Annotated in this window: 2 protein-coding genes; both read right to left on the bottom strand. The window is 73.3% G+C overall.

Annotated features, from left to right (window positions below):
- On the bottom strand, positions 1 to 9,483 hold a 9,483-nt coding region (locus IE247_RS33310), incomplete at its 3' end, for a type I polyketide synthase (RefSeq protein WP_190127110.1).
- A gap of 124 nt (positions 9,484 to 9,607) precedes the next feature.
- Positions 9,608 to 19,643 (bottom strand): type I polyketide synthase (locus tag IE247_RS33305; RefSeq protein ID WP_190127109.1); only part of this gene is annotated, 10,036 nt, incomplete at its 5' end.

The raw sequence follows: 19,643 nt of genomic DNA, 5'->3' as shown, positions 1-19,643 counted from the left end.
CTCCTGCTCGCCCGAGGCGAGCACGGCGGACAGCGTCCGGTAGGAAGCGTCAGCACCGTCGAGGTCGACCAGACCGAAGCAGCCGGGGTTCTCGGACTGCGCGGACCGCACCAGACCCCACACAGCCGCGCCCGCGAGGTCGTGTACGGGCTCGTCCGGTTCGGTCGACATCGCGCCACGGGTGACGAACACCAGGCGGGAAGAGGCGAACCGGTCGTCGGCGAGCCAGGTGTGGACGAGGGCGAGAGCGTCGGCCGTACGGGTGTGCGCCGCGCTCGGGAGGGCTTCCTCCGTGCCCGATTCGGCCGTGATGAACACCAGCGGGGGTACGTCGCCGTCCACTGCGGCCAGGGCCGCCAGGTCGGCGTGGACCGGCGCGTCGATTCCCGGCAGCCCCGCGCCCACCACCGCGTGGTCGACACCGGTCGGCGCTGCCGTACGGTCCGTCGGCAGCGCGGTCCAGTCGAGCCGGAACAGCGACTCGTGGCGTCCGCCGCGCGCCGCGCCGATCTGCTCGGGCGAGACGGCCCGCAGAACGAGCGAGTCGACCGAGGCGATCGGCCTACCGGCCGTGTCGGCGAGTTCCAGCGAGACCGCGTCCGGTCCGGCGGCCGCCAGCCGTACGCGAGCGGCCACCGCTCCGGCGGCGTGCAGCCGGACACCGGCCCAGGCGAACGGCAGCCTGGCGGTACCGGCCGACTCGTCGGTGTCGCCGTCGCCGTCGGCACCGGTCAGCAGGCCGCCCAGCGCCAGGGTGTGCAGCGCTGAGTCGAGGAGCGCGGGGTGCAGACCGTACCCTTCGGCGTCCGTCTGGGCGTCGGCGGGCAGGGCGAGTTCGGCGAAGAGTTCGCCGTCGCGCCGCCAGGCGGCGCGCAGGCCCTGGAACAGGGTGCCGTAGCCGAGCCCGGAGGCCGCGAGGGTGTCGTACGCGCTGTCCACCGGTACGGGGGTCGCCCCGGCCGGCGGCCACACGGTGAGGTCGTCGGGCTCGGGGCGCGCCTCGTCCGACAGCAGGCCGTCGGCGTGCCTCAGCCAGGGTCCCTCGCCGGTGTCGGGGCGGGAGTGGACGGCCACCGCGCGCCGACCCGAGGCATCGGGCGCGCCGATGACGAGTTGCAGTTGAATCGCGCCCTCCTCGGGCAGGACCAGCGGGGCCTGAAGGGTCAACTCCTCCAGGGCGCGGCTGCCCACCTGCTCGCCCGCGTGCAGGGCCAGCTCGACCAGGGCCGTGCCCGGCAGGAGTACGGAGCCCATGACCGCGTGGTCCGCCAGCCAGGGATGCGTGCGCAGCGAGAGCCTGCCGGTGAAGACCCGGCCGTCGGCGTCCGCCAGCGCGACCGCCGCGCCCAGCAGCGGATGACCTGCGGACGCCAGCCCGAGGGCGGCGGTGTCCCCCGGCGTCGTGCCGGTGCGGGGCCAGTACCGCTCACGCTGGAACGCGTACGTCGGCAGCTCCACGCGCCGCGCGCCGGTCCCGGCGAAGTACGCCTCCCAGTCCACCGTCACGCCTCGCACATGAACCTGGGCGAGCGCGGCGGCCACGGTCTCGGCCTCGGGCCTGTCGGCCCGCAGCAGCGGCGCGAAGGTCGCCCCGTCCTCGGTGACACAGTCCTGGGCGAGGGCGGAGAGCACCCCTGCCGGGCCGAGTTCGAGGTACGTGGTGACTCCGGCGGCTTCGAGGGCGCGGACGCCGTCGAGGAAGCGGACGGCCTCGCGGACATGGCGTACCCAGAAGTCGGGAGTCGACATGTCGTCGCCGACCAGGGTGCCGGTGAGGTTCGAGACGACCGGAATCTTCGGGTTGTCGTACGAAAGGTTCTCGATCGCTGTACGGAATGCCTCCAGCATGCCGTCCATGTGCGGCGAGTGGAACGCGTGGCTCACCGTAAGACGCTTGGACTTACGGTCCGGGAACTGCTCGACCACAGCGAGAGCAGCGCTCTCGTCACCCGCGATCACGACCGACTGCGGGCCGTTGATCGCGGCGATGCTCACCCGGTCGGTGAGCAGCGGGAGGATCTCCTCCTCCGACGCCTGGACCGCGATCATCACGCCGCCGGTGGGCAGCGCCTGCATCAACCGACCGCGAGCCGCCACCAGCGTGCAGGCGTCCTCCAGCGAGAACACCCCGGCGACGTGCGCGGCGGCGATCTCACCAATGGAGTGACCGGACAGGAAGTCCGGCCGCACACCCCACGACTCCAGCAGCCGGAACAGCGCCACCTCAACAGCGAACAACGCCGGCTGAGTCACCGCCGTCTGATCGAGAGCACCGCTCACATCACCGAACAGTGCTTCCTTCAACGGCACATCAAGACGCGCGCACACGGCGTCCAACGCGTCCGCGAACACCGGATACGCGCCGTACAGCTCACGCCCCATCCCCGGCCGCTGACTCCCCTGCCCCGTAAACAGGAACGCTGTACGCCCTGCCTTGCTGACCGTTCCCCGGACCAGGCCGGGGGCGGTGCCCCGGTCCGCGAGGGCGGTGAGGGCGGTGGTGAGGGTGTTCTCGTCGGCGGCGAGGAGGACGGCGCGGTGGTCGAAGGCGGCGCGCCCGGTGGCCAGGGAGTAGGCCAGGTCCGGGAGGGAGGTGCCGGGGTGGGCGGCCAGGTGTGCCCGCAGGGTGTCGGCCTGGGCAGCCAGCCCGTCCGCGCTGCGGGCGGTGAGCCGCACCGGCACCAGCGGCGGGTGCGGCGACACCGTACCGTCGGCGGGCGCGGCGGCGGCCTCGGGGGCCTGCTCGATGATGGTGTGGGCGTTCGTGCCGCTGATGCCGAACGAGGACACGCCCGCTCGGCGCGGGCGGCCGGTCTGCGGCCACTCCCGCTGCTCGGTCAGCAGCGAGACAGCACCCGCCGACCAGTCCACGTGCGGCGAGGGCCGATCGGCGTGCAGGGTCCGGGGAAGCACCCCGTACCGCATCGCCATGACCATCTTGATGATGCCCGCGACACCGGCGGCGGCCTGCGTGTGCCCCATGTTCGACTTGATGGAACCCAGCCACAGCGGCCGATCGGCCTCACGGTCCTGACCATAGGCCGCCAGCAGCGCCTGCGCCTCGATCGGGTCGCCCAGGGAGGTGCCCGTGCCGTGTGCTTCGACGGCGTCGATGTCGGCGGGGGCCAGGCCCGCGCTCCGGAGCGCGGCGCGGATGACGCGCTGCTGGGAGGGGCCGTTGGGGGCGGTGAGTCCGTTGGAAGCGCCGTCTTGGTTGATCGCCGAGCCGCGCACCACCGCGAGGACCGGGTGGCCCTTGGCGCGGGCGTCGGAGAGGCGCTCGACGAGGAGCATGCCGACGCCCTCGCCCCAGCCGGTGCCGTCGGCGTCGGCCGAGAAGGCGCGGCAGCGGCCGTCGGCCGACAGCCCGCGCTGACGGCTGAAGCCGACGAAGGTGCCGGGGGTGGCCATGACGGTGACACCGCCCGCGAGGGCCATGTCGCACTCGCCGGTGCGCAGCGCCTGTACGGCCATGTGCAGGGCGACGAGGGAGGAGGAGCAGGCGGTGTCGACGGTGACCGCCGGGCCCTCCAGGCCGAAGGTGTAGGACACCCGGCCGGAGGCGATGCTGCCGGTGCTGCCGGAGCCCAGCGAGCCGTCCGCGCCGTCGGCCGAGCCCTCCAGCAGGGCGGCGTAGTCGTGGTACATCACACCGGCGAAGACGCCGGTGCGGCTGCCGCGCACGGTCGCGGGGTCGATCCCGGCCCGTTCGAACGCCTCCCAGGTGGTCTCCAGCAGAAGGCGCTGCTGCGGGTCGGTTCCGACGGCGTCGCGCGGGCTGATCCCGAAGAAGGCCGGGTCGAAGGCGGCGGCGTCGTGAAGGAAGCCGCCGTGGCGGGTGTAGGAGGTGCCCGGGTGGTCGGGGTCGGGGTCGTACAGCGTCTCGACGTCCCAGCCCCGGTCGTCGGGGAAGCCCGAGATGGCGTCGCCGCCGCTCTCCAGCAGTCGCCACAGCTCCTCGGGGGTGGTGACACCGCCCGGGAAGCGGCAGCTCATCGCGACGATGGCGATCGGATCGTCATCGGGGGAACCGGGGAGGGGTACGGAGACGGGGACGGGTACGGCGGTGCCGGGGGCATCCGACGCCTGTACGGAGCCCAGTTCGACGGCGAGATGGCGGGCCAGGGTCAGCGAGGTCGGGTAGTCGAAGATCAGGGTGGCGGGCAGCCGTCCGCCCACGGACGCGCTGAGCCGGTTGCGCAGCTCGACCGCCGTCAGGGAGTCGAAGCCCAGCTCACTGAAGGCGTGTTCGGGTTCGATGGCCTCCGGGGAGCCGTGGCCGAGCACATCGGCGACATGGCCGCGCACCAGGTCGAGGAGCAGCCTCTCCCGGCCGGCCGTGTCGAGGCCCGCGAGCCGCTGTTCGAGCGGGGAGTGGCCGGTGCCGCCGCGTCCGGCGGCGGCGCGCCGTACGGGGGTGCGGACCAGTCCGCGCAGCAGCGGGGCGACTTCGCCGCCGGGTGCGGCGGTGGGGAGGGTAAGCCGCATCGGTACGAGCAGCGCTGTGCCGTGGCCGTCGGCCGCGCCGCTCAGAGCGTGGGCGCGGTCGAGGAGCGCGAGGCCCTCGGCGGTGCCGAGTCCTTGTACGCCGCCGCGCCTCATCCGGTCGATGTCGGCCTGGTCGAGGGAGCCCGCCATGCCGTCGGCGTCCGCCCACAGACCCCAGGCCAGCGACTGGCCCGGGAGTCCCTGGGCGTGCCGGTGCTGGGCGAGTGCGTCGAGGAAGACGTTGGCGGCGGCGTAGTTGCCCTGTCCCGCGCTGCCGAGTGTGCCCGCGATCGCGGAGAAGAGGACGAAGGCGGACAGGGGGAGTTCGCGGGTGAGTTCGTGGAGGTGGAGGGCGGCGTCGGCCTTCGGCCGCAGGACGGCGGAGAGCCGCTCCGGGGTGAGGGACTCGATGATGCCGTCGTCGAGGACGCCTGCCGTGTGCACGACGGCCGTCAGCGGGCGGTCTTCCGGCACGGCGGCCAGTACGGCGGCGAGCGCCTCCCGGTCGGCCGCGTCACACGCCGCCCACTGGACCTCCGCACCGAGACCGGCCAGCTCCGCCGCCAGCTCGGCAGCACCCGGAGCCCGGTCGCCACGACGGCTGAGCAGCAACAGACGGCGAACACCCCGCTCGGACACGAGATGGCGGGCGAACAGTCCGCCGAGGGTGCCGCTCGCGCCGGTGATCAGCACGGTGCCGTCCGGGCCGTACGCCGAAACCCCACCGGAGGAATCACCGGAGGTGTCGGCGGGGACGTCGGCCGGGACCCGGGCCAGCCGGGGGGCGTGGGCCGTGCCGTCTCGCAGGGCGATTCGCGGCTCGTCGGAGGCGAGTACGACGGCTGTGGGCAGCCCGTCGGTGTAGCTGCCGGTGTCGGTGCCGGTTTCCGTGTCGCTGTCGATGAGCGAGAAGCGGCCCGGGTGCTCGGACTGCGCGGAGCCCACGAGACCCCAGACGGCGGCCTGCACCGGATCGGGCTCCCGGCCGCCGGCCGCGACCGCGCCATGGGTGAGCAGGACGAGCCGGGTGTCGGCGAACCGCTCGTCGGCGAGCCAGCGGTGCAGCAGGTCGAGTGTCCGGTGGGCGGCTTCGTGGACCGCCTCGGGGGTGAGACCGGCCGGGGGCGCGTACCGTACGAGCACCGCGTCCGGGGCGGGACGGCCGGCGTCGAGCGCCTCGCCGAGCGCCTTCAGATCGGCGTGGTGGGCGACGTCCGCGCCGTGCGCGCCGGACAGGGCGGGCCCGCCGAGGACGGCCAGGCGCAGCTCGTCGCCCGGGTCGCCCGCGAGGGTCAGCGGGGTCCAGTCCACCTGGAAGAGCGAGTCGTGGTCCCGTGCCCGGCCGAGGTGGTCGGCCGAGACGGCGCGCAGCGCGAGCGACTCGATGTCGGCGACGGGTCGGCCCTCGCCATCGGCCAGGCTGAGGGACACCGCGTCGGGCCCGGCCTTCGACAGCCGTACGCGCAGCACCGAAGCGCCCACGGCGTGCAGGGACACACCGCTCCAGGAGAACGGCAGCCGTCCCCGGCCGGTGTCCTCGACCAGTCCGGCGAGGCCGATGGTGTGCAGCGCCGAGTCCAGCAGCGTGGGGTGCAGCCCGAACCGGCTCGCCTCCGCGCGCTGTTCGTCGGCGAGTTCGATCTCCGCGTACGACGTCGTCCCGTCGGCGCTCCGCCAGGCGGCGCGTACGCCCTGGAACGCGGGGCCGTACCGCAGACCGGCGTCGGCGAGCCCTTCGTAGAGCTTCTCGACGGGCAGTGGTACGGCGTCGGCCGGGGGCCAGACGCCGGGCGCGGAGCGGGGCTGTGGCGCGCCGGTGGCGAGGACTCCGTCGGCGTGCCGGGTCCAGGGCTCGTCGGTGTCGGCGATCCGGTCGCCGTCGGCAGCGGCGGCGGGCTCCGGGCGGGAGTGCGCGGTGAGGGTGCGGCGGCCGGTGGCGTCCGGCGCGCCGACCCAGAGCTGGAGCTGTACGCCGCCGTGCTCGGGCAGTACGAGGGGGGCGTGGAGGGTGAGTTCTTCGAGGAGGTCGCAGCCGATCTGGTCGCCCGCGCGGATCGCCAGCTCGACGAAGGCGGTGCCCGGCAGCACGGCCGAGCCCATGACGGCATGGTCGGCGAGCCATGGGTGGGTGTCGAGCGAGAGCCTGCCGGTGCAGAGGAACCCGTCGGTGCCCGCGAGCACGACGGCCGCACCGAGCAGCGGATGGTCCGCCGCGCCGAGGCCGGCCGCCGAGACATCCCCTTCGATGTGGCCCGCGTCGAGCCAGTAGTGCTCGCGCTGGAAGGCGTACGTGGGCAGCTCGACGCGCTGTGCGCCGGTCCCGGCGTAGTACGCGTCCCAGTCGATGCCGACCCCGCGCACCTGGAGCCGGGCGAGCGCGCCGGTCAGCGCCTCGGTCTCGGAACGGCCCCTGCGGAGTACGGGGACGAAGGCGGCGGTGTCGCCGGTCGGGCAGTCCTGTGCCATGGCCGAGAGCACGGCGTCGGGGCCCAGCTCCACGAAGTGCACGACATTGCGGTCGGCGAGGAAGCGGATGCCGTCGAGGAAGCGGACGGCCTCGCGGACATGGCGTACCCAGAAGTCGGGAGTCGACATGTCGTCGCCGACCAGTGCGCCGGTGAGGTTGGAGACGATCGGAATCTTCGGGTTGTCGTACGAAAGATTCTCGATCGCTGCACGGAAGTCGGCGAGCATGCCGTCCATGTGCGGCGAGTGGAACGCGTGGCTCACCGTCAGCCGCTTCGACTTGCGATCCGCGAAGTGCCCGACCACGGCGAGAGCAGCGCTCTCGTCACCGGCGATCGCCACCGACTGCGGGCCGTTGATCGCGGCGATGCTCACGCGCTCGGTGAGCAGCGGAAGGATCTCGTCCTCCGACGCCTGGACCGCGATCATCACACCGCCGGTGGGCAGCGCCTGCATCAGACGGCCACGAGCCGCCACGAGCGTGCACGCATCGGCCAGCGAGAACACCCCGGCGACGTGCGCGGCGGCGATCTCACCAATCGAATGACCGGACAGGAAGTCGGGACGTACGCCCCACGACTCCAGGAGCCGGAACAGCGCCACCTCCACCGCGAACAACGCCGGCTGCGTCACCGCCGTCTCATCGAGAGCACCGCTCTCATCGCCGAACAGTGCTTCCTTCAGCGACAGTTCGGGAGCGAACCCGGCGCACACCTCGTCCAGAGCCCTGGCGAACACCGGGTACGCCTCATACAGCTCACGCCCCATCCCCGCACGCTGACTCCCCTGCCCCGTAAACAGGAAGGCGAGCTTTCCGGCGACCGGACGGCCCTGGGTGATACCCGAGGCACTCGGGGCGGTGTCCTCGGGGCCGAGGGCGGCGAGGGACTCCAGGGCACGGCGGAGCCCGGGTTCGTCGGCGGCGGTGAGGACGGCCCGGTACTCGAAGTCGGTGCGCGCGGTGGCCAGGGAGTGGGCGATGTCCCCGGCGGCCGGGCCGGGCCGGGCGGCGAGGTGGGCGTGGAGCTTGCCCGCCTGGGCGCGCAGGGCGGCCGGGGTCTTCGCGGAGAGGTTCCAGAGCGCGGGCACCGGTGCCGGTGCGGGCGGCGCGGCGGCCTCGGCCACGGCCTCGGGTTCGGCGGTGTCCGGGGCCTGTTCGAGGATGGTGTGGGCGTTGGTGCCGCTGATGCCGAAGGAGGAGACGCCCGCGCGGCGCGGGCGGCCGGTCTCCGGCCACGGTATGGACTCGGTGAGCAGCGAGACCGCGCCCTCCGACCAGTCGACGTTCGGTGTCGGCTCATCGACGTGCAGGGTCTGCGGAAGCACGCCGTGGCGCATCGCCATGACCATCTTGATGATGCCCGCGACACCGGCGGCGGCCTGCGTGTGCCCCATGTTCGACTTGATGGAACCCAGCCACAGCGGCCGATCGGCCTCACGGTCCTGACCATAGGCCGCCAGCAGCGCCTGCGCCTCGATCGGGTCGCCCAGGGTGGTCCCCGTACCGTGCGCCTCGACGGCGTCGATGTGGGCGGCCGTCAGCCGGGCCCCGGCGAGGGCCTGGCGGATGACGCGCTGCTGGGACGGGCCGTTGGGGGCGGTGAGGCCGCTGCTCGCGCCGTCCTGGTTGACGGCGGAGCCGCGTACGAGCGCGAGGACGGGGTGGCCGTTCTTCTGCGCGTCGGAGAGACGCTCCAGGACGAGCAGGCCCGCGCCCTCGCCCCAGCCGGTGCCGTCGGCGGCGGCGGCGAAGGACTTGCAGCGGCCGTCGCCCGCGAGGCCGCGCTGACGGCTGAACTCGGTGAAGGTGCCGGGCGTCGACATGACGGTGACGCCGCCCGCGAGCGCCATCGTGCACTCGCCGTTGCGCAGCGCCTGCGCCGCGAGGTGCACGGCGACCAGCGAGGAGGAGCAGGCGGTGTCGACGGTGACCGCCGGGCCCTCCAGACCGAGGGTGTAGGCGATCCGGCCGGAGGCGATACTGCCGGAGCTGCCGTTGCCGAGGAAGCCCTCGATCTCCTCGGGCACGCTGAACAGCCGTGTGGCGTAGTCGTGGTACATCAGTCCGGCGAAGACGCCGGTGCGGCTGCCGCGCAGGGAGACGGGGTCGATCCCGGCCCGTTCGAAGGCCTCCCAGGAGACTTCGAGGAGGAGGCGCTGCTGCGGGTCCATGGCGAGGGCCTCGCGCGGCGAGATCCCGAAGAAGCCGGGGTCGAAGTCGGCCGCCTCGTGGAGGAAGCCGCCGACGCGCTCGTAGCTGTCGATCCCGCTGTCGGGGTCGGGGTCGAAGAGGACGTCGCTGTGCCATCCCCGGTCCTGGGGGTAGGCGGAGACGGCGTCGCCGCCGCGCGCGACGAGTTCCCAGAGCTGTTCGGGGGTGTCGACACCGCCCGGGTAGCGGCAGCTCATCGCCACGATGGCGATCGGCTCCTGCTCCCGCTCCTCCATCTCGCGCAGCCGTCGTCGGGCCTCGCGGAGGTCGGTCGTCGCCCGCTTGAGGTAATCGAGGTACTTTTCCTCGTTCACCATTTACGCCATCCCCGTGATCAGTGTCGGAAAGCTCGCGCGGAGCAAGTGGAAGTGAAAGTGAAAGCGGAAGTGGAAGTGAGATCGGGTCGAAGGGAACGGCCCGGGCCTCGCGGCCCGGGGCCGGTCAGGACAGGCCCAGTTCCTCGTCGAGGAGATCGAAGATCTCGTCGGCCGTGGCGGACTGGATTTCCCGCTCGTCGGCGGCGCTGTCCTGTGCCTGTGCACTGTGCGTGTCATTCCACTTCGCCATGAGGTCTCGCAGCCGGGCGGTGATGCCCGCGCGGTCGGCGTCGTCGGGGCCGACTTCGGCGAGCATCGATTCGAGCTTGTCGAGTTCCGTGTGGACGGGCCGGCGGGCCGGGTCGCCCTTGCCGAGGCGTTCGCCGAGGTAGGCGGCGAGCGCGGCGGGCGACGGATAGTCGAAAATCAGCGTGACGGGCAGCCGGAGCCCGGCGGTCGCCGTGAGCCGGTTGCGCAGCTCGACCGCCGTCAGCGAGTCGAAGCCGAGGTCGAGGAAGCCCCGTCCGGCGTCGACGTCGTCCGGTCCCTGATAGCCGAGCACCGCGGCGACCTGCGTGCGGACCAGCTCCATGATCGCCTGCTCGCGCTCGGCGGGTGCCAGTCCCGCGAGCCGCTCCTCGAACGAGCCGGCCGTCTCCGCGCCGGGGCGGGGTCCGCCCCTGGCCCCGGAGTCGGCGGCGCGGCGCACGGGGGTGCGGACGACGCCGCGCAGCAGTGGCGGCAGTGTGCCGTCCGCGGCCTGGGCGCGCAGGGCTCCCGGTTCGGTCTTCATGGGCACCAGAACGGCGTCGCCGAGGGTGTGGGAGGCGTCGAACAGCGCGAGCCCCTCACCGGGTGCGAGCGCGGCCACTCCCGAGCGGGCCATCCTGGTCAGATCGGCGTCGGCGAGCGCGCCCGCCATGCCGTCGTCGGCCGCCCACAGGCCCCAGGCCAGCGACTGGCCGGGGAGTCCCCGGGCGTGGCGGTACTGGGCGAGCGCGTCCAGGAAGGAGTTGGCGGCCGAGTAGTTGCCCTGCCCCGCCGCGCCGAAGCTGCCCGCGACCGACGAGAAGAGCACGAACGCGGAGAGCCGGTGGCCCTGGCCCTCGGTCAGCTCATGCAGATTCCACGCGGCGTCGAGCTTGGGCCGCAGCACGGTGTCGAGGCGCTCGGGGGTGAGCGATTCGATGATGCCGTCGTCGAGGACTCCGGCGGTGTGGACGACGGCGGTCAGCGGGCGGTCTTCCGGCACGGTGGCCAGTACGGCGGCGAGCGCCTCCCGGTCGGCCGCGTCACACGCCGCCCACTGGACCTCCGCACCGAGACCGGCCAGCTCCGCCGCCAGCTCGGCAGCACCCGGAGCCCGGTCGCCACGACGGCTGAGCAGCAACAGACGGCGAACACCCCGCTCGGACACGAGATGGCGGGCGAACAGTCCGCCGAGGGTGCCGCTCGCGCCGGTGATCAGCACGGTGCCGTCCGGGTCGTACGCCGAAACCCCACCGGAGGAATCACCGGAGGTGTCGGCGGGGATGTCGGCCGGGACCCGGGCCAGTCGGAAGGCGTGAGCCTCGCCGGAGCGCAGGGCGAGCTGCGGTTCGTCGGTGGCGAGCGCGGCGGCCAGGGCTCCGAAGGAGGCGTCCGTGCCGTCGGTGTCGGCGAGTACGAACCGGCCGGGGTTCTCGGACTGCGCGGAGCGGACGAGTCCCCAGACCGGGGCCTGGGCCGGGTCGGCGATCCGCTCGCCGGGCACGGCGGCGACCGCGCCACGGGTCAGGAACACCAGGCGTGAGCCGTCGAGCCGTTCGTCCGCCAGCCACTCCTTGAGCAGGGCGAGCGCGTGGTGCGCGGCGGCCCTGGCGGCGGCGGGCAGGTCGCTTCCGGCGACAGGCGAGACGTACGCGGCGGGCGACGGCAGGAAAACGACGTCGGGCGCGGAGGCCCCGGCCGTGAGCGCGTCGCGGAGAGCGGAGAGGCTCGGGTGTACGCCGAGTCGCTCACCGGCGACCGAGAGGTCGGACCCGTCCTCGCCGAGCACCGCCCAGCGCTCGCCGGACGGGATGCTTCCGGCCGCCACGGGCACCTTGGCCCACTCCACGCCGAACAGCGACTCGTGGTGCGCGGCACGGTCTCCGCCGAGCTGCTGGGCCGAGACGGGACGCAGGACGAGGGAGCCGACCGTGGCCACCGGGGCCCCGGTGGAGTCGGCGACCTCCAGGGTCACTCCTCCGGGTGCGGCGGCGGTGAGGCGGACGCGGACGGCGGACGCTCCGGCCGCGTGCAGCCGTACCCCGGTCCAGGCGAAGGGCAGCCGGGCCCCTTCGGCGGCGGTGTCGGCGCTCTCGCCGGGCGCTCCGAGGCCGATGGCGTGCAGGACGGCGTCGAGGAGGGCGGGGTGCACTCCGTAGGCGGCGGCCTCGCTCTCGTACTCCTCGTCGAGCGCCACTTCGGCGAAGAGTTCGCCGTCGCGCCGCCAGGCGGCGCGCAGCCCCTGGAACATCGGGCCGTAGCCGAGTCCCGCGGCCTCCGCGCCCGGGTAGAAGCCGTCGGTGGGCACCGGTTCGGCGCCGGCCGGGGGCCACTGGGAGAGGTCGAAGGAGGGCGCCGGTCCGGCGGGGGCGAGGACGCCCGCCGCGTGCCGCGTCCAGGGCTCGTCGGCGGGGGCCTCCGCGCGGCGGGAGTGCAGGGTGAGCGTCCGCCGCCCGGTTTCGTCGGCCGCCTCCACCGCCAGCTGGAGCTGGACGCCGCCCTTCGCGGGCAGGGTGAGGGGGGCCTCGATGGCCAGCTCCTCGACGGTGTCGCAGCCGCATTCCGCGCCCGCCCTCAGGGCCAGTTCCACGAAGGCGGTGCCGGGCAGCAGCACGGTGTCCAGGACCGTGTGCTCAGCCAGCCAGGGGTGGGTGGAGAGCGCGAGGCGTCCGGTGAGGACCAGTCCGTCGGACGCGGGCAGTCCGACGGTCGCGCCGAGCAGCGGATGGTCCGCCGTCTCCAGGCCGGCCGCCATCACGTCCTCGACGGAGACTCCGACGTCGAGCCAGTAGCGCTTGCGCTGGAAGGCGTACGTCGGCAGCTCGACGCGCCGCGCGCCGGTCCCGGCGAAGTACGCCTCCCAGTCGACGGCGATGCCGTGCGTGTGCGCCTGAGCGAGCACGGCGGTGAGGGTCTCCGCCTCCTGCCTGCCGTGCCGCAGCACGGGCAGGAAGGCGGCGGCGGTGCTGTCGGTGACGCACTCCTGGGCGAGGGCGGAGAGGACTCCGTCCGGGCCGAGTTCCACGTACGAGGTGACCCCGGCCGCTTCGAGGGCGCGGACGCCGTCGAGGAAACGGACGGCCTCACGGACATGGCGTACCCAGAAGTCGGGAGTCGACATGTCGTCCGTGACGAGGGTGCCGGTGAGGTTCGAGACGACCGGAATCTTCGGGTTGTCGTACGAAAGGTTCTCGATCGCTGTACGGAACGCCTCCAGCATGCCGTCCATGTGCGGCGAGTGGAACGCGTGGCTCACCGTCAGCCTCTTCGACTTACGGTCACCGAACTGCTCAATGATCTTGACGGCAGCATCCTCGTCACCGGCGATCACCACCGACTGCGGACCGTTGATCGCCGCGATGCTCACCCGGTCGGTCAGCAGCGGAAGGATCTCGTCCTCCGACGCCTGCACGGCGATCATCACACCGCCCGAAGGCAGCGCCTGCATCAGACGGCCACGAGCGGCGACCAGTTCACAGGCGTCCTGGAGCGAGAAGACCCCGGCGACGTGCGCGGCGGCGATCTCGCCGATGGAGTGACCGGAGAGGAAGTCGGGACGCAGCCCGAGGGACTCCACGAGCCGGAACAGCGCCACCTCAACAGCGAACAGCGCGGGCTGAGTGACGGCCGTCCGGTCGAGAGCACCGCTCTCATCACCGAACAGTGCTTCCTTCAAGGGCGCGTCGAGATGCCGGTCCAGCTCGGCGCAGACCTCGTCCAGCGCCCGAGCGAACACCGGATACGCCCCATACAGCTCGCGTCCCATGCCCGGCCGCTGGCTGCCCTGGCCGGTGAAGAGGAACGCCGAGCGGCTCTCACGGGCGGTGCCGCGCAGCAGTCCCGCCGTGTCCTCGCCCCGGGCGAGGGCGTCCAGGCCGCGCAGCAGCTCCGTACGGTCCCCGGCGACCAGCGCGGCGCGCTGCTCCAGAGCCGATCGGGTGGTCGCCAGCGAGAGCGCGAGATCGGCGATGCTCAGGTCGGGGTCGGCCTGTGTGTGGGCGTGAAGACGGCGGGCCTGGGCGCGGAGAGCGTCCTCGCCCCGGGCCGACACGAGCAGCGGCACGGGCGAGGAGCCCGCTGCGGAGGGCCGGGGCCCGGCGGCTTCCGGCTCCGGCTCCGACGTCTCCGGGGCCTGGGCCGGGGCCTGGGGCTCCGGGGCCTGCTCGATGATGGCGTGCGCGTTCGTCCCGCTGATGCCGAACGACGACACGCCCGCGCGGCGCGGCCGTCCGGTCTCCGGCCACTCGACCGCGTCCGTCAGAAGCGACACCGCGCCGGCCGACCAGTCCACATGCGGAGTCGGCTCGTCCACGTGCAGTGTCTTGGGCAGCACGCCATGACGCATCGACATGACCATTTTGATGACGCCCGCGACGCCCGAAGCGGCCTGGGTGTGCCCGAGGTTGGACTTCACCGAGCCCAGCAGCAGCGGACGGCCGTCGGTGCGCTCCTGGCCGTAGGTGGCGATGACCGCCTGTGCCTCGATGGGGTCGCCCAGCGTCGTACCGGTGCCGTGCGCCTCTACGGCGTCGACCTGCGCGGCGGCGACGCCCGCGTTGGCGAGGGCCTGGCGGATGACGCGCTGCTGGGACGGGCCGTTGGGGGCCGTCAGACCGTTCGAAGCGCCGTCCTGGTTGACGGCGGAGCCACGGACCACGGCGAGGACCCGGTGCCCGTTGCGGCGGGCGTCGGAGAGGCGCTCCAGCAGGAGCATGCCCGCGCCCTCGCCCCAGCCGGTGCCGTCGGCGGCGGCCGCGAAGGACTTGCAGCGGCCGTCGGCGGCGAGGCCGCGCTGACGGCTGAACTCGATGAAGGTGCCGGGCGTGAACATCACGGTGACACCGCCCGCGAGTGCCAGCGAGCATTCGCCGTTGCGCAGTGCCTGCGCCGCGAGATGCAGGGCGACCAGCGAGGAGGAGCAGGCCGTGTCGACGGTGACCGCCGGGCCCTCCAGACCGAAGGTGTAGGCGACCCTGCCGGACACAATGCTGCTGGAGCTGCCGGTGCCGAGGTAGCCCTCGACGCCTTCGGGCACGGCGTGCAGCCGCGCGCCGTAGTCGTGGTACATGACACCGGCGAAGACTCCGGTCCGGCTGCCGCGCACCGCCGAGGGCGCGATACCGGCCCGCTCGAAGGCCTCCCAGGAGGTTTCGAGGAGGAGCCGCTGCTGCGGGTCCATGGCGAGGGCCTCGCGCGGCGAGATCCCGAAGAAGGAGGCGTCGAACTCGGCCGCGTCGTGCAGGAAGCCGCCCTCGCGGGCGTACGAGGTGCCCTGGCTCTCCGGGTCCGGGTCGTACAGCGCCTCGGTGTCCCAGCCACGGTTCTCCGGGAGCCGGCTGATGCCGTCCGCGCCCGCCGTGAGGAGCTGCCACAGATCCTCGGGGGAGCGTACGCCGCCGGGGTAGCGGCAGCTCATCGCGACGATCGCGATGGGCTCGTCGTCGGCGACGGCCGTCACGGACCCGGTCACGGCGGCGGCAGTGCCGGTGCCGCTACCGGTTTCGGTGTCGTCGCCGATCAGCTCGGTGCGCAGGTGCCGGGCGAGGACGGTCGGGTCCGGATAGTCGAAGATGAGGGTCGCGGGCAGCCGCAGCGCGGTGGCGGCGTTCAGCCGGTTGCGCAGCTCGACGGCGGTCAGCGAGTCGAAGCCCAGCTCCTTGAACGCCCGGCCCGACTCGACCGCGTGGGGTCCCGCGTGTCCGAGCACGGCCGCGACCTGTGTACGGACCAGGTCGAGCAGGGTCCGGTCCCGCTCGGCGGCGGAGAGTCCGGCCAGGCGGCCGCGCAGCTCGGTCGTCGCCGCGCCGGCGGCGGACGAGGCGTCGACGGCGCGCCGGGCGACGCCCCGTACGAGCCCGCGCAGCAGCGGCGCGACGGTGCCCGCGGCGGCCTGGGCGCGCAGGGCCTCGGTGTCGATCCGCATGAGGGCGGGTGCTGCCTCGTCCAGGCCGACCGCGATGTCGAACAGCTCCACTCCGTCGGCGGCCGTCAGCGGCGGCAGTCCGGCCCGGCGCATGCGGTTGACGTCGGCGGCGTCCAGTGCCCCGGCCATGCCGTCGGCGACGGACCACAGGCCCCATGCCGTCGCGGTGGCGCGGAGCCCGTGGGCGCGGCGGTGCTGGGCGAGGGCGTCCAGGAAGGAGTTGGCCGCCGCGTAGTTGCCCTGTCCCGGGCCGCCGAAGACGCCGGAGGTCGAGGAGAACAGGACGAACGCGGAGAGGTCCAGATCCCGGGTGAGTTCATGCAGGTGGAGCGCCGCGTCGACCTTCGGGCGCAGCACGGCGGAGAGCCGCTCCGGGGTCAGCGAGGTGACGATCCCGTCGTCGAGTACGCCCGCGGTGTGGACGACGGCGGTCAGCGGGCGGTCTTCCGGCACGGCGGCCAGTACGGCGGCGAGCGCCTCCCGATCGGCGACGTCGCACGCCGCCCAGACGGCCTGTGCGCCGGACTCTGCGAGTTCGGCGACGAGTTCGGCCGCGCCGGGGGCGTCGGCTCCGCGCCGGGCGAGGAGAAGCAGCCGTTCCACACCGTGTTCGGCGACGAGGTGCCGGGCGATCAGACCGCCGAGCGCGCCGGTCGCGCCGGTGATCAGTACGGTGCCGCCGGGCCCGAAGGCGGGGGTGCGGCCGGGCTCGTCCGGCCGGGTCTCGATCCGCGCGAGGCGGGGTACGAGGACGGTGCCCGCGCGCAGCGCGAACCTCTCCTGGTCGGAGGTGAGCGCGGACCGCAGGGCCTGCTCGGTCCGGCCGTCGTCCGCTCCGGCGTACGCTCCGGCGTCGGCTCGGTCGTCCGCTCGGTCGTCCGCTCCGCCGATGTCCGCGAGTGCGATCCGGCCGGGGTTCTCCGTCTGCGCGGACCGCAGCAGACCCCACACGGCGGCGGCGGCCAGATCCGTCACATCGCCGTCCGGGTCGGTCGCCACCGCTCCCCTGGTGACGACCACCAGCCGGGAGGCGGCGAACCGCTCGTCCGAAAGCCAGCCGCCGATGAGCGCGAGCGCTCCGTGCGTCGCGCCGTGCACGGCGGCAGCGGATGTGAGGGCGTCGGTGGCGGTGGCGGTGGTCGGGCTTGTGCCGGGAGCGAGCGTGACGAAGACCTCGTCGGGCGCGGTCGCTCCGGCGTCGATGGCCGTGGCCAGGGCCGCGAGGTCCGGGTAGTGGTCGGCGGCGGCGACACCGAAGTGCTCGCCCTCGCCGATACGGGCGTACCGGATCGGCGGTGTGCCGGACGGAGCGCCGAGGCCCGGGAGTTCGGTCCACCGCTGGTGGAAGGCGGACTCGTGGTAGGTGGCGCGCGCCGCGCGGAGCTGGTCGGCGGTGACCGGGCGGAGCCCGAGGGAATCGACGGTGGCGACCGGGGCCCCGGCGGCGTCCGCGATCTCCAGCCTGACTCCTTCGGCCCCGGCCTTCGACAGCCGTACGCGCAGCGCGGACGCGCCCGCCGCGTGCAGGGACACACCGCTCCAGGCGAAGGGCAGCCGCCCCTGGCCGTCGTCCGCGCCGATGCCGCCGAGGCCGATGGCGTGGAGCGCCGCGTCGAGCAGCGCCGGGTGCAGACCAAACCGGCCGGCCTCGTCCTCGGTGCCTTCGGGAAGCCGGACCTCGGCGTAGATCTCGCCGTCACGCTGCCATGCGGCGCGCAGCCCCCGGAAGGTGGGGCCGTAGGCGAATCCGATGGCGTCGAGGCCGTCGTAGCGGCCGTCCAGCTCTACGGGGGTGGCGTCGGCGGGCGGCCAGGACGTCAGCCCGAAGTCGGCCGGGGTCCGTCCGCCGGTGGCGAGCACACCGCTGGCGTGCCGCGTCCACGGCTCTTCGGCGGCCAGGCCTTCGGCGCGGGAGTGCAGGGCGAGCGGGCGTCGCCCGGACTCGTCGGCGGCACCGGCCCACACCCGCAGCTGCACCCCACCGTGCTCGGGCAGCATCAGCGGCGCTTCAAGGGTCAGCTCTTCCAGGTGGTCACAGCCGAGCTGGTCGCCTGCGCGGGTCGCCAGCTCCACGAAGGCTGTGCCGGGCAGCAGCACACTGCCGAGGATCGCATGATCGGCCAGCCAGGGGTGCGTGGAGAGCGCGAGCCTCCCCGCGAACACCATCCCGTCGGACTCGGGCAGCGCGACACCCGCGCTGAGCAGCGGGTGCGCGGTGTCGTCGAGGCCGATCGCCTCCACATCGCCGAGGTAGTACGAGGAGACCGCGGGCCAGTAGCGCTGCCGCTGGAAGGCGTACGTGGGCAGGTCGACGCGCTGTGCGCCGGTGCCCGCGAAGTACGCCGCCCAGTCGACGGTCACGCCGTTGGCGTGTGCCCTGGCCAGGGCGGTGGTGACGGTGTCGGCCTCGGGACGGTTCTTGCGGAGTACGGGAGCGAAGACTGCGTCTCCGCCTTCGACACAGCCCTGGGCGAGGGCGGACAGGGTCCCGTCCGGGCCGAGTTCGAGGTAGGTGGTGACCCCGGCGGCCTCCAGAGCGCGGACGCCGTCGAGGAAGCGGACGGCCTCGCGGACATGGCGTACCCAGAAGTCGGGAGTCGACATGTCGTCGCCGACCAGGGTGCCGGTGAGGTTCGAGACGACCGGAATCTTCGGGTTGTCGTACGAAAGATTCTCGATCGCTGTACGGAACGCCTCCAGCATGCCGTCCATGTGCGGCGAGTGGAACGCGTGGCTCACCGTCAGCCGCTTCGACTTACGGTCCGCGAAGTGCCCGACCACGGCGAGAGCAGCGCTCTCATCACCCGCGATCACGACGGACCGAGGACCGTTGATCGCGGCGATACTCACGCGGTCGGTCAGCAGCGGGAGGATCTCCTCCTCCGACGCCTGGACGGCGATCATCACGCCACCCGAAGGCAGCGCCTGCATCAAACGGCCACGAGCCGCGACCAACGTGCACGCATCAGCCAGCGAGAACACCCCCGCCACATGCGCCGCAGCAATCTCACCGATCGAATGACCGGACAGGAAGTCGGGACGCACGCCCCACGACTCCAGGAGCCGGAAGAAAGCCACCTCAATCGCGAACAGGGCGGGCTGAGTGACGGCCGTCTGATCGAGAGCACCGCTCTCAACACCGAACAGTGCTTCCTTCAACGGCAGATCCGAAGCGAACTGAGCACACACGGCATCCAACGCATCCGCGAACACCGGATACGCCTCGTACAGCTCACGCCCCATCCCAAGCCGCTGACTCCCCTGCCCCGTAAACAGGAACGCCAACTTCCCGGCGACCGCCGAACCCTCGACCAGACCGGCCGTCGAACGGCCCTCGGCGAGTGCTTCGAGACCGGCGAGGAGCCCGTCGCGGCCGGTGGCGACGACGGCGGCGCGGCGCTCGAAGGCGGAGCGGCCGGTGGCGAGCGAGAGTCCCAGGTCGGCGGGGCTCGCATCGGGGTGTGTCACCGCGTGGGCGTGGAGGCGGCGGGCCTGGTCGCGCAGGGCGTCGCCGTCCTTGGCGGAGAGCAGCCAGGGGAGGACGCCCTCGGGCCGCGCCGGGGCGGCGTTCACCGGTGTCGCGGCCGTGGCCGGGTCGGCGGGGTCGCTCTCCGGGGCCTGCTCGATGATGGTGTGGGCGTTCGTACCGCTGATGCCGAAGGACGAGATGCCGGCGCGGCGCGGGCGGCCGGTCTCCGGCCACTCCACCGCCTCGGTCAGCAGGGAGATGTCACCCGCCGACCAATCGACATGCGGAGTCGGAGCATCAACGTGCAGGGTCTGCGGCAGCACCCCGTTCCGCATCGCCAGCACCATCTTGATGATGCCCGCGACACCGGCGGCAGCCTGCGTGTGCCCGATGTTCGACTTCACCGAGCCCAGCAGCACCGGCTGACCGGCCGGGCGGTCCTGGCCGTACGTGGCGAGGAGCGCCTGTGCCTCGATCGGGTCGCCGAGCCGGGTGCCCGTTCCGTGCGCCTCCACCGCG

This window comes from Streptomyces inusitatus, from assembly GCF_014651115.1.
Taxonomy (GTDB): Bacteria; Actinomycetota; Actinomycetes; order Streptomycetales; family Streptomycetaceae; genus Streptomyces; species Streptomyces amakusaensis.
Note: the sequence above shows the minus strand (reverse complement) of the source record. Positions and strands in the feature narration are given on the sequence as shown.